This window comes from Azoarcus indigens, from assembly GCF_004361735.1.
GTDB lineage: Bacteria > Pseudomonadota > Gammaproteobacteria > Burkholderiales > Rhodocyclaceae > Azoarcus > Azoarcus indigens.
In genome coordinates, this window is record NZ_SNVV01000026.1 from 22,623 (window position 1) to 35,119 (window position 12,497).

The 12,497-nt window shown below is 68.5% G+C and carries 10 protein-coding genes; 6 read left to right on the forward strand and 4 right to left on the reverse strand.

Going from position 1 to position 12,497, the window contains the following annotated elements; all coding sequences use genetic code 11:
• Nucleotides 1–147 precede the first annotated feature (147 nt).
• Nucleotides 148–909, reverse strand: coding sequence for a CerR family C-terminal domain-containing protein (locus C7389_RS21250; protein WP_133594672.1), 762 nt, complete (start codon nucleotides 907–909; stop codon nucleotides 148–150).
• Between the two features lie 50 nt (nucleotides 910–959).
• Between C7389_RS21250 and C7389_RS21255 the strand changes: the two genes are divergently transcribed.
• Together C7389_RS21255 and C7389_RS21260 are read left to right on the forward strand one after the other, a co-directional pair.
• Nucleotides 960–1,754 (forward strand): acyloxyacyl hydrolase, encoded by a 795-nt coding sequence (locus C7389_RS21255; protein ID WP_162851803.1) that lies wholly within the window; start codon nucleotides 960–962, stop codon nucleotides 1,752–1,754.
• Between the two features lie 33 nt (nucleotides 1,755–1,787).
• Nucleotides 1,788–2,162, forward strand: a complete 375-nt coding sequence (locus C7389_RS21260) for a hypothetical protein (protein ID WP_133594674.1) — start codon at nucleotides 1,788–1,790, stop codon at nucleotides 2,160–2,162.
• A 106-nt stretch (nucleotides 2,163–2,268) separates the two neighbouring features.
• Here C7389_RS21260 and C7389_RS21265 read toward each other — a convergent pair whose 3' ends face one another.
• Complete coding sequence (locus C7389_RS21265) at nucleotides 2,269–3,267, reverse strand: LysR family transcriptional regulator (protein WP_133594675.1); 999 nt, start codon at nucleotides 3,265–3,267, stop codon at nucleotides 2,269–2,271.
• A gap of 306 nt (nucleotides 3,268–3,573) precedes the next feature.
• Between C7389_RS21265 and C7389_RS21270 the strand changes: the two genes are divergently transcribed.
• Genes C7389_RS21270 through C7389_RS21280 form a run of 3 tightly spaced genes read left to right on the forward strand, consistent with a single transcriptional unit; the run spans nucleotide 3,574 to nucleotide 9,524 of the window.
• Nucleotides 3,574–4,758 carry an efflux RND transporter periplasmic adaptor subunit gene (locus C7389_RS21270; protein ID WP_133594676.1) on the forward strand — a complete coding sequence of 395 codons (1,185 nt, stop codon included), beginning with the start codon at nucleotides 3,574–3,576 and terminating at the stop codon, nucleotides 4,756–4,758.
• A 10-nt stretch (nucleotides 4,759–4,768) separates the two neighbouring features.
• Complete coding sequence (locus C7389_RS21275) at nucleotides 4,769–7,957, forward strand: efflux RND transporter permease subunit (protein ID WP_133594677.1); 3,189 nt, start codon at nucleotides 4,769–4,771, stop codon at nucleotides 7,955–7,957.
• A gap of 16 nt (nucleotides 7,958–7,973) precedes the next feature.
• The gene (locus tag C7389_RS21280) at nucleotides 7,974–9,524 is read left to right on the forward strand and encodes an efflux transporter outer membrane subunit (protein WP_133594678.1); all 1,551 of its coding nucleotides are present in this window, start codon (nucleotides 7,974–7,976) and stop codon (nucleotides 9,522–9,524) included.
• Between the two features lie 36 nt (nucleotides 9,525–9,560).
• Here the strand turns inward: C7389_RS21280 and C7389_RS21285 are convergent, their stop codons facing one another.
• Nucleotides 9,561–9,845: a hypothetical protein gene (locus C7389_RS21285; RefSeq protein WP_133594679.1), complete on the reverse strand. Its 285-nt coding sequence runs from the start codon at nucleotides 9,843–9,845 to the stop codon at nucleotides 9,561–9,563.
• A 552-nt stretch (nucleotides 9,846–10,397) separates the two neighbouring features.
• Here C7389_RS21285 and C7389_RS21290 point away from each other — a divergent pair.
• Nucleotides 10,398–10,718, forward strand: a complete 321-nt coding sequence (locus tag C7389_RS21290) for a DMT family transporter (RefSeq protein WP_133594680.1) — start codon at nucleotides 10,398–10,400, stop codon at nucleotides 10,716–10,718.
• A gap of 697 nt (nucleotides 10,719–11,415) precedes the next feature.
• Here the strand turns inward: C7389_RS21290 and C7389_RS21300 are convergent.
• Nucleotides 11,416–12,330: a helix-turn-helix domain-containing protein gene (locus tag C7389_RS21300; RefSeq protein WP_133594681.1), complete on the reverse strand. Its 915-nt coding sequence runs from the start codon at nucleotides 12,328–12,330 to the stop codon at nucleotides 11,416–11,418.
• Nucleotides 12,331–12,497 lie beyond the last annotated feature (167 nt).

The following is a 12,497-nucleotide window of genomic DNA, read 5'->3' on the forward strand; positions in this document are numbered from 1 at the left end:
ATTGGCATAGGCCGGCCGCATCCGGCACGGCTCATGTTGCGACTCCCGGACTGGGACCGCCGGCTCACGAGCAGCGGGACGCCCCGCAGACGCCGTGCAAGCGGCAGAAAAGGTCGGCGGGGAAACGGGCGCTGGCGGCTGGCGGGCTCAATCCGGCGCAGCATCGCCCAGCATGGCACGCCGGATCTCCTGCTTCAGCCGGTCGGCATCCATCGGCTGGCCGGTGATGCGGCCTATCACTTCCTGGGCGGACAGGGCCATGGCCACCGCGCCGAAGAAACTCAGGTGGAACACCGCCGGATCGGTCTGGTGGAACACGCCGGCCTCCATCCCTTCGCGCCACAGCGGGGCGTAATGGAGGTACGCCGGCCGCAGCAGATGCTCCACGAGGAAGTCCAGCCGCGGGCTGGGGTCGTTGATCTCCCGGCTCACCAGCATGACCACCGCCGGGCGGGCGGCAAGGCGATCCACCATGTGATCCACCACCGCGGCCAGCCGCTGCCATACCGGCTGCGGGCCGGCGACACCGAGAGCCGAATCCTCCAGGTCTGCCTGGAATTCCAGCGCCAGCTGCTCCACCACCGCGTACCACAGATCGGCCTTGGAGCCGAAGTGGTGGGACACCATGGACGCATCGAAGCCGGCCGCGCGGGCGATCGCACGCAGGCTCACGCCGTCGAAACCGTGGCGGGCGAAAGCGGGCAAGGCCGCCGCCAGCAGTTTTTCGCGGCAAATCGAATCCAGCCCTCTGGGACGCCCGGGGCGCCGCGGCGTATCACATGGGTCCATGGCGGCGGCAACACTACCACGGGTGCCCGGAGGCGCGAACCGTTGCGAACACGCAACCGCCGTCACCCAGCGATGATTGACCGTTATCCAACGTGCGCTGGATAATCGCCCAAGCTTCATATCCTGCGCCCCGCGGGCCTCCTGCGGACCGAACCGAAATGGAGACCCGCATGCCTCATCTGCCCGCCGGCGTCCTGCGCCTTTCCGGCCAGCCCGGGAGCCCCGGCCCGCATCGCGGCGCCACCCGGCTCTCCCTGCAACACCAGAACGACAAGATATTCTCCCGCTCTGCCAACGCCGGCCCGGCGACCCACGCCGGTCAGGCAATACCCGGTTCAACCCTCCCCTTCCAGGAATCGACCATGTACCCTGCCTCCCCCCGCATCTGCTCGTCCTCCGCCTCACGCCGCCGGTCCCCCTCCCTCTCCCGCCAACTTGCCTCCCTCGCCGCCGGCGCGGTGCTGGGACTGGCAGTCGCGCCCCTCGCCCATGCCGAGGACGACGGTCCGGAGATCATCCTGCGCTACGGTGAGTCCGGCCAGCACTACGAACGCAGCGGCATCGGCTTCCGCTTCTCGCCAGTGTGGTCGGACGACTGGGGCAACTGGAAGGCGACGCTGCGGCCTGAACTGGAGCTGAGCCAGATGCATTACTCCGGCAGCAAGAACGGCCCCAACGATCTCACCCAGGGCGGCGCCATCGCGGTGTTCCGGGTGCATTACGGCAGCGCCGCCATCCGTCCCTATTTCGAGGCAGGCCTGGGTGCCGGCCTGTTCAGCCAGAGCAAGCTGGGGGCCAAGGAGTTCTCCACCCACTTCCAGTTCTCCGAGCACCTCGGCGCAGGCCTGGAGTTTGCAAAGCGCTGGTACGCCGGCTACCAGTTCTCGCACTACTCCAACGCCGACATCGAGCTTCCGAACGACGGCATCGACCTGCACCAGATCATGGTCGGCCTGCGCTTCTGATCCCCTTCCGAACCGCATAGAGGGAAACACCCCGTGAGCCTGGACCCCGACACGCCCTTCGCGCTTTACCAGACCCATCTCGAACTCATCCTGCGCCTGGGCAACCTGGTGCAGGAAGGCAGCCGCCGCCTGCTGAGCGACAGCCGGCGCTCCATCGACCGCGTCGCCGCCGCGCAGCGCAGCGAGACCAGGCGCATCCAGGAAGCCCGTGACTGGCAGGACCTGCAGGCGGCCTCGACCACCTTCGCCGCCGATGCGCTGGCCCGGCAAGCGGAAGATTTCCACCGCTTCGCCGAGCATGCGGTGGCCAGCCAGCTGGAATTCGCCGGCCATCTGGGCGAGGCCCTGGCCGAGTGGCAGCGCGCCACCACCGGCATCCTGCGGGCCAACCTGCGCACCGGGGCCTGATACGACAACGGCCGGGCTGCACGCCCGGCCGTTGTCGCAACGCCACCCGGTCCGCTCCGGCTCCAGCGGGCGTCCAGCAGCACGCCCGCCTGGCGCCCGCAGCGAATCAGAACACCCCTTCCAACTCCCGCGTCTGCCCCCCGCCGGCACGCGCGCCTTCCGCACTCGCCTTGGCGAAGCTGCATTCCGACTCCACCGAGCAGCCGGTGAGCAGCGGGCAGTTGGAGAACAGTTCCACCACCCAATCGACGAAAGCGCGCACCTTGGGCGACAGGTGGCGGTTGTGCAGATACACCACCGAGAGCGGCATCGGCGCCGGCTGCCACTGCGGCAGCACCTCGCGCAGCGCGCCGGATTCCAGGTGCGGCAACACCATGTAGCGCGGCGCCTGGATGAGACCGAAGCCCTGCAAGCCGCAGGCGACATAGGCATCGGCATCATTCACCGACACCACGCTGTTGCCCTTGATCTCCACCGGCTCGCCATCGACCATGAAATCCCAGGGGCAGACCTTGTCGTTGGCCAGGAAGTAATTCACTGCGTAATGCTGGGAGAGATCGTCCAGCGTGCGCGGCGTACCGTAGCACTGCAGGTATTCCGGCGAGGCGCAGGTCACGCAGGGCACCAGGCCGATGCGGCGCGCCACCAGGCTGGAGTCCTCCAGCTCGCCCTTGCGGATGGCGCAGTCCACCGCGTCCGCCACCATGTCCACCGGCCGGTCCGTCATGCCGATCACTAGTTCCACGTCGGGGTAGCGATGATGGAACTCGCATAGCCGCGGCAGCAGCACCTGACGGCCGATGGAGGCTGGCACGTCCACCCGCAGGCGGCCACGCGGGCTGCTGGCGGCGTGGCGCAGCGAGGCCTCGGTTTCCTCCACGTCGGCCAGGATGCGCACGCAACGCTCGTAGTAGGACGCGCCGTCCGGCGTCAGGCTCAAGCGCCGTGTGCTGCGGTTGAGCAGGCGCACCTGCAGCAGCTTCTCCAGGTTCTGGATGGTGGTGGTGACGGTGGCCCGCGGCAGCCCGAGGCTGTCGGCCGCGCGCGAGAAGCTGTTCGCATCTACCACGCGCGTGAACACCTGCATTGCCTGAAAACGATCCATGGATGGCTCCTCTCGCTGATCCGCTGCCGAATTATCCGCCAAGTTCGCCAATGATTATTCGCCGACCGTAAATAGTGTTTCCGGAAACACCACATTTATCCGCGCGAGAAAACATCCCACCATTGATGCACTGCGGCAGAAATGCAGCTTGAATCCGCGCCCCGGAACCGGCGCGCTCTCCCACCTGCCGCCTCCGACTTCCTGCATCCGTTCCGGCCACCGCGGTGGCCGTCATCACAAAACGCTTTCAAGAACCCATCGGCCAGCCTCCCGAGGCCAGGCCGACCCCGACAGGAGCCGCATCAAATGTCGCGTAACCGCAAACCCTATGTCCTGGCGAGCATGGTCGCCGTCGTTCTCGCCCTCGGCGGAGGTTTCGCCACCCTGCGCAGTCAGGACGGCAAGGCCGTCGCCGCCGAAGGCGCGCCCGCCAGCACGGTGGATGTCGCCGCCGTGGCCGAGCAGCGCATCACCGACTGGCAGCAGTATTCCGGCCGGCTGGAGGCGGTGGAGCGGGTAGAGATCCGCCCCCGCGTGTCCGGCACCATCACCGAGGTGCATTTCCGCGATGGCAGCCTGGTGAAGAAAGGCGACCCGCTGTTCACCATAGACCCCCGCCCCTACGCCGCCGAGGTGGAGCGCGCCCGCGCCCAGCTCGCCGCGGCGGAAACCCGCGCCGCCTACACTGCCAACGAACTGGCGCGCGGCGAGCGCCTGCTGGCCGACAACGCCATCGCCCGCCGCGATTACGACGAGAAGCAGAACGCCGCCCGCGAAGCCGAGGCCAACCGCCTGGCCGCCCGCGCGGCGCTGGAAGCGGCGCGGCTCAACCTGGAATACACCCGCATCACCGCGCCGGTGGCCGGCCGGGTGTCGCGCGCCGAGGTCACCCTGGGCAACGTCGTCGCCGCCGGGCCGGCCTCTCCGGCGCTGACCACGCTGGTGTCGGTGGACCGCCTGTATGCCGCCTTCGACGTGGACGAGCAGAGCTTCCTCCGCGTCATCAACGACGGCAAGGGCGGCGCCGGCGTGCCGGTGCAGCTGGGCCTGGCCAACGAGGAGGGCTATTCCCGCAGCGGCAAGGTAAGCTCCATCGACAACCGCATGGATACCTCCTCCGGCACCATCCGCGTGCGGGCGGTGTTCGACAACCCGGACGGCCGCCTGCTGCCCGGGCTCTACGCCCGCATCCGCCTGGGCGGCGCCACCCAGCGCGACGCCATCCTGATCGACGAGAAGGCCGTCGGCACCGACCAGGCCAAGCGCTTCGTGCTGGTGGTGAACGACAGCAACCAGACCGCCTACCGCGAGGTGAAGCTGGGCGCGGTGCATGAAGGCCTGCGCATCGTCGAACATGGCCTGCAGCCGGGCGACCGCATCGTGGTGAACGGCCTGCAGCACACCCGTCCGGGCCAGGCCATCACCCCCAATCTCGTCTCCATGTCGGCCCCGGCAGCCACCGGCAACGCCAAGCTGGCCGACAACCGCTGAGCTCCCCGCCATGAACATTTCCAAATTCTTCATCGACCGGCCTATCTTCGCCGGCGTGCTGTCGGTGCTGGTACTGCTGGCCGGCGCGCTGGCGATGTTCCAGCTGCCGATCTCCGAGTACCCGGAGGTGGTGCCGCCCTCGGTGGTGGTGCGCGCCCAGTACCCGGGCGCCAACCCCAAGGTCATCGCCGAAACCGTCGCCACGCCGCTGGAGGAATCCATCAACGGCGTGGAAGACATGATCTACATGCAATCCCAGGCCAACAGCGACGGCAACCTGACGCTGACGGTGTATTTCCGCCTCGGCATCGACCCGGACAAGGCCCAGCAGTTGGTGCAGAACCGCGTCTCCCAGGCCCTGCCGCGGCTGCCGGAGGACGTTCAGCGCCTGGGCGTGACCACGGTGAAAAGCTCGCCGACGCTGACGCTGGTGGTGCACCTGCTGTCGCCGGACGACCGCTACGACGCCACCTACCTGCGCAACTACGCGGTGCTGAACGTGAAGGACCGGCTGGCGCGCATCCAGGGCGTGGGCGAGGTCGCCATCTGGGGTGCCGGCAACTACGCCATGCGCGTGTGGCTGGACCCGCAGAAGGTGGCCCAGCGCGGCCTCACCGCCACCGACGTGGTAGCCGCCATCCGCGAGCAGAACGTGCAGGTGGCCGCCGGCGTGATCGGCGCCTCGCCCACCCTGCCCGGCGTGCCGCTGCAGTTCTCGGTGAATGCCCAGGGCCGGCTGCAGACCGAAGAGCAGTTCCGCGACATCGTGCTCAAGACCTCGGCGGACGGCGGCGTCACCCGCCTGTCGGACGTCGCCCGCGTCGAGCTGGACGCCTCCGAGTACGGCCTGCGTTCGCTGCTGGACAACAAGCCCGCCATCGGCATGGGCATCATGCAGTCGCCCGGCGCCAACGCGCTGTCGGTGTCGGAGCAAGTGCGCTCGGCCATGGCCGAGCTGCGGCAGGACTTCCCCGCCGGCGTGGATTACCGCATCGAGTACGACCCCACCCAGTTCGTGCGCGCCAGCATCAAGGCGGTCATCACCACCCTGCTGGAAGCGGTGGCGCTGGTGGTGCTGGTGGTCATCCTGTTCCTGCAGACCTGGCGCGCCTCCATCATTCCGCTGCTGGCAGTGCCGGTGTCCATCATCGGCACCTTCGCCCTGCTGCTGATGTTCGGCTACACCATCAACGCGCTGTCGCTGTTCGGCATGGTGCTGGCCATCGGCATCGTGGTGGATGACGCCATCGTCGTGGTCGAGAACGTGGAGCGCAACATCGCCGCCGGCCTCAGCCCGCGGGACGCCACCTACCGCGCCATGCAGGAGGTGAGCGGGCCCATCATCGCCATCGCCCTCACGCTGGTCGCGGTGTTCGTGCCGCTGGCCTTCATGACCGGCCTCACCGGCCAGTTCTACAAGCAGTTCGCGATGACCATCGCCATCTCTACGGTCATCTCCGCCTTCAACTCGCTGACGCTGTCGCCGGCCCTGTCCGCCCTGCTGCTGAAGGACCACCACGCCGCGCCGGACGGCCTCACCCGCGTGATGGACAAGCTGCTGGGCGGCTTCTTCGCCCGCTTCAACCGCTTCTTCGGCCGCGCGTCGGAGAGCTACAGCCGCGGCGTGGCGGGCGTAGTCACCCGCAAGGCTTCGGTAATGGGCATCTACGCGGTGCTGCTGGCGCTCACCGTAGGCGTGGGCTATATCGTGCCCGGCGGTTTCGTGCCGGCGCAGGACAAGCAATACCTGGTGAGTTTCGCCCAGCTGCCCAACGGCGCCTCGCTGGATCGCACCGAAGACGTCATCCGCCGCATGAGCGCCGCCGCGCTGGAGCAGCCCGGCGTGCAGAGCGCGATCGCCTTCCCCGGCCTGTCCATCAACGGCTTCACCAACAGTTCTTCGGCCGGCATCGTCTTCGTCACCCTCAAGCCTTTCGAGGAACGCCGCTCCGCCGAGCTGTCGGCCGGTGCCATCACCATGGCGCTGAACCAGAAGTACGCCGCCATCCAGGACGCCTTCGTCGCCGTGTTCCCGCCGCCGCCGGTACTGGGCCTGGGCACGCTGGGCGGCTTCAAGCTGCAGCTGGAAGACCGCGGCGCGCTGGGCTACGCCGAGCTGGACGCCGCCACCAAGGCCTTCGTCGCCGCCGCCGCCAAGGCGCCGGAGCTGGGCCCCACCTTCACCAACTACCAGATCAACGTGCCGCAGCTGGACGTGGACCTGGACCGGGTGAAGGCCAAGCAGCTGGGCGTATCGGTGACCGATGTGTTCGACACCATGCAGATCTACCTCGGCTCGCTGTATGTGAACGACTTCAACCGCTTCGGCCGGGTGTACCAGGTGCGCGCGCAGGCGGATGCGCCCTACCGCGCCCATCCGGAAGACATCGGCCAGCTGAAGACGCGCAACGCCGCCGGCGACATGGTGCCGCTGTCCTCACTGGTGCAGGTGCGCCCCAGCTACGGCCCGGAGATGGTGGTGCGCTACAACGGCTACACCGCCGCCGACATCAACGGCGGCCCGGCGCCCGGCTATTCCTCCGACCAGGCGGAAGCCGCCGCCGAGCGCATCGCCGCGGAAACGCTGCCGCGCGGGATCAAGTTCGAATGGACGGATCTCACCTACCAGAAAATCCTCGCCGGCAACGCCGGGATCTGGGTGTTCCCCATCAGCGTGCTGCTGGTCTTCCTGGTGCTGGCCGCCCAGTACGAGAGCCTGACCCTGCCGCTGGCGGTGATCATGATCGTGCCGATGAGCATCCTCGCCGCCCTCACCGGCGTCTGGCTCACCGGGGGCGACAACAACATCTTCACCCAGATCGGCCTGATGGTCCTGGTGGGGCTGTCGGCGAAGAACGCCATCCTCATCGTCGAATTCGCCCGCGAGCTGGAGATCCAGGGCCGCAAGCCGATCGAGGCCGCCATCGAAGCCAGCCGGCTGCGCCTGCGCCCGATTCTGATGACCTCCATCGCCTTCATCATGGGCGTGGTGCCGCTGGTGCTCTCCTTCGGCGCCGGCGCCGAGATGCGCCAGGCCATGGGCATCGCGGTGTTCTTCGGCATGCTGGGCGTGACCCTGTTCGGCCTCTTCCTCACCCCGGTGTTCTACGTGCTGCTGCGCACGCTGGACCACCGCCACAAACTGCATTCGGCCAACCCGCATCCGGCGCCCATCACGGTGCCCCATGTCGAATACTGATCACGGAGCCGCAAGCATGAACTCCAACAACTCCGCTCCCCCCGCCGGCGCCGCCCGGCCTGGTAGCCGGCTGGCGGCACGGCTGGGCGCCGGCCTTGCCCGCCTGCCCCGCACCCTGCCCACCGCGCTCGCCGCCGCCCTGGTGCTGGCCGGCTGCTCGCTGGCACCGGTCTATGAACGCCCCGCGGTGGAAACCCCGGCCGCCTTCAAGGAACTGGACCCGGCTGCCGCCGCCCGCTGGCAGGCCGCCACGCCGGCCGAGCACCAGCACCGCGGCCAGTGGTGGAAGGTATTCGCCGACGACACCCTGGACGCGCTGGAAGTCCAGGCCCTGGCTGCCAACCAGGATCTGCAGGCCGCCGCCGCCCGCCTCACCCAGGCCCGCGCGCTGGAAGGCAGCGCCCGCGCCGACCGCCTGCCGCAGGTGAACGCCAGCTTCGGCCCCACCCGCCAGCGCGCCTCGCCCGCCTCCCAGGGCCTGGAGCACGACGCCTCGGTGTCGCCGCAAACCCTGTGGCGCGCCCAGGCCGACATCGCCTACGAGGTGGACCTGTTCGGCCGCGTCGCCTCCAGCGTGGAAGCCGCCACCGCCGGCACCGAGCAGCAGGAAGCGCTGTTCCGCTCGGTGCTGCTGGCGCTGCAGGCGGACGTCGCCCAGGCCTATTTCGAGATCCGCGCGCTGGACGCCGAACAGGCGCTCTACCGCGGCACGGTGGACCTGCGCAGCGAAGCCCTGCGGCTGATAGAGCGCCGCTTCGAAGCCGGCGACATCGGCGAGCTGGACGTCGCCCGCGCCCGCACCGAGCTGGCCTCGGCGCAGTCGGAATCCCTGGGCATCGCCCGCCGCCGCGCCATCGCCGAACACGCGCTGGCCACGCTGCTGGGCAAGTCGCCGGCGGAATTCAGCCTGCCGCCGCAGCCGCTCAGCCGCGTCGCGGTGGCGGTACCGCCCGGCCTGCCCTCCAGCCTGCTGGAACGGCGGCCGGACATCGCCGCCGCCGAGCGCGCCATGGCCGCCGCCAACGCGCGCATCGGCATCGCCCGCGCCGCCTTCTTCCCCCGCCTCAGCCTCACCGGCGCGCTGGGCTATGAGTCGGCCGAGCTGGGCGACCTGTTCGACTGGTCCAGCCGCACCTTCCTGCTCGGCCCGCTGGCCGGCGGCATCCTCTCCCTGCCCCTCTTCGACGGCGGCCGCCGCCAGGCCGAGCTGGACCGCAGCCGCGCCGCCTACGAGGAAGACGTCGCCCGCTACCGCCAGACGGTGCTCAACGCCTTCCGCGAGGTGGAGGACAACCTGGCCGCGCTGCGCATCATCGGCGACCAGACCCGCGCCCAGGACGAAGCGGTGAGCGCCGCCGAACGCGCCGCCCGCCTGTCGCAACTGCAATACCGCGAAGGCGCCACCAGCTACTTCGAAGTCATAGACGCCGACCGCAGCGTGCTGCAGCAGCGCCGCCTCGCGGTGCAGCTGGACAGCGAGCGCGCCCGCGCCGCGGTGGGGCTGATCCGCGCGCTGGGCGGAGGATGGGAGGCGCCGCCCGCCGCGCTCGCCAGCGCCCAGCGCTGAACCCGCTCTCCCTCGACACAGCCCGCCGTTCCGCCATCAAGCGGGTGGCGGGCTGCCTCGTCTCTCCTGGGCGGCAGCCTGCTCTTTGGCCATGACGGCCCCCAGTCTTCTCGACGCCCCGCAGCTCAATACCGCCGTGCTGAAAGACAGCACCGCCAGCGCGCCGAACCCGATCACCGACCACTTCCGCGATTGCTCGTGCAGGCGCTCCAGATAGGGCTCACCGCCCTTCATTCGACGCAAGCTGTTGTCCAGCTTGCCCAGCTGCTTGGAGTCGAAACGGCTGCGGTCGAGGTAATGCAGGGCAAGAAAGTCCACCATCCCGGTACTGGGCGGAGACAGATAAGAACGATTTAAGAACGCTTGAACCCAGCCACCACCGCCATCGAAGTCGCGATCAAGCCGGTGAGCAAGGCAAGCAGGGCGATACCGCGCAACATCATGAAAGTCCTGGATGAGAACAAGCGCATGTTCTGACGTCGTTCAAGCCTCTCTTCCTGCGGAATGAGGCGCCGCCGTCCGGCCCAACGCCCTCCTGCCAAGCCAGCCACGGTCGACAGCACATCGAGTATGTGCAGGCTGGCCCGCCCTGCAGCAGCGCACTAAAATCCCGGTTGGTGCAATACGGTTCAGCGGGCGCGGGGATCAACTCCCTCCCCCCCACCCCGGCCCTGTGGCCTGCATGCCACAAGGCGCTCCGGCGGGCGAAGCAGCGCTTTGCTTTTTCCGCCTGCGCCCCGCAAGGGAAGAGGGGAGAACCCCACTGACCTGAATCGCATCGCGCCCCGCGTCTCGCGCAGACGCAGGAGGACGACCTCCCCCACTCCGGGAAAAACGTCCGGGACGGCCCGGCCCTGCATGGAGGGCCGCATCATGGCCTGGTTTTACCTCATCACTGCGGGTCTGTTCGAAGTCGTCTGGGCCTGGTCGATGAAAATGTCCGAGGGCTTCAGCCGGCCCATTCCTACCGCCGTCACGCTGGTCGCCATGGTGATCAGCTTCGCCTTGCTTTCCATCTCGATGCGCAGCCTGCCGCTGGGCACCGCCTACACCATGTGGACCGGCATAGGCGCGGTCGGCGCCTTCCTCGTCGGCATCGCCGTGCTGGGCGAGGCGGTGACGCCGATGCGGCTGCTGGCCGCAGCCTTGATCGTCTGCGGGCTGGTGCTGATGAAGCTGAGTTCCTCGCACTAAGAAGCGCCGACAGAACCAGGCTCGTGCCTTTCGCAGATGTCGCCGGCAAATGATGCAGCAGGCGATTTCGAGAGCGGCCTCGTGCGTGGATGACAGCGGGCCGCTCGAAACGGATGCGCAGTCGGTGAAAGCTGCGCAAGCAGCCCAGGGGCGCTCGACCGCCCCCGCCCGCCTCCCACAGGCCGCTCCCATGCGGCTGGCTCCTGCGGGTGATCCGGGTGGTGATGCCAGCCGTGTGGAGCGGTCGGCATCACCTGTCGTGCTCGTGGCCGCGGTCTGCCTGCACCAACCGGGGTCTGGACAGGGGATGCCTTGCGTTTCGGTGATCCGAGGGTGCCTGGAGCCCTCGCCAGCACTCACGCCGTGAACCGCAGCCCTCTCCTTGGAAAGCCTCTCCCGACGCATGCCCGACGGCAGCACGAAGAGGATGCCGGTGCGCGCCTTGCGGTCCTCCAGCGGCTTGATCGTCCCCGGCGCTTCGGTGGCGGCCACCGCCGCTGGCTCAAGGCCCGCCATCCCTCACCCCGTGCCGGTTTCGCCATCGCCTTCACCTCGACAAGCAAGGCAGCGGTTCCCGAATGAATTCAAGGGCGAACGCCCATTCCTCCATTCGGTTGGCGCTTCCTCGCCGCCGCTTCACGATCTCTGCCGGCGTATCGACCAAGCACCGCTGACGTTCGTGACGGCGCGGTGTCCGTCAAGCGAGGGAATGTCGCCGCACCTGCCCCGGCAGAATCCCATGCGCACGCCGGAACGCCGCCCCGAAATGGCTGAAGTTGCTGTAGCCCAGCGCGCTGGCCGCCTCGCCGGCCGTCATCTGGCCGGAGGCGATCAGCGTCCAGGCCCGGCGCATGCGCTCGCGCTGGTAGAGCGCATGTACGGGCATGCCGAACAGTGCCTTGAAGCCACGCTTGAGGGCGAAAGTATTGAGCCCGCATTCCGCCGCCAATTCTTCCAGCGTGGGCGCTTGCGCGAGGTCGCGCAGCAGCCGTTCGCGCGCCGCATGCAGGCACTCGCGCGTCCTGGCGTTCAGCCCTGCGCGGGCCTGGCGCCGGTTGGCCAGCAGCAGGCACGCCAGCAGTTCCAGGCTCTTGACCTCGCGCATCAAGCCCAGGCTGGCCGGATCCAGCAACACGGCATCCAGTTCGCGCGCCACGCGCAGGGTGTCAGTGTCGCCGGACTGGATGCGCAGGCAGCCATCGCGTCGCAGGCCATCGAAGTAATCCACCCCCGCCTCCCCCGCCAAAGCGGCGAGGCATCCAGGATCGACCAGCAGTCCCACGTGGTGAACAGCCCCCTGGAAGCACGTCTTCCAGCATGCCCCCGGCATGAATCCGGCGACAGTCTGTTGCCCGCCCACCTGGAAGCGCCAGCCATCGGCATCTACCGACATCCCATCGCGCAGCCAGACCGACAGATGCAGGCGATGTTCCGAGTCCATCACCGCGATGGTGGTCGGCGCCCCGTACTCGCTGCGGCTGGCGAAGGCCGACAAGCCGCGTCCGTTGGCGTAAGCCCCGCTCCGCTGCGGCCCGGCGGGCCATAGCTCGGGCCTGTGCATCAGGTCGGGCGGGAGATACCCCGCCACGTCCACCAGCGGGACGTCCGGCATGGAAAAACTCCTTCTTCGGGTGTCGCGACTCCCGATCAGGGTAGATGATCTAAATGAGAATCAACATCATTAGAGCACAGACTTTTCACCGAGAGAACCATGACCCCTCCGCAACGACAGCCCCTCGCGGCCAGCCTGTGCCTCGCGTTCGCCACAGGCGCACTCCT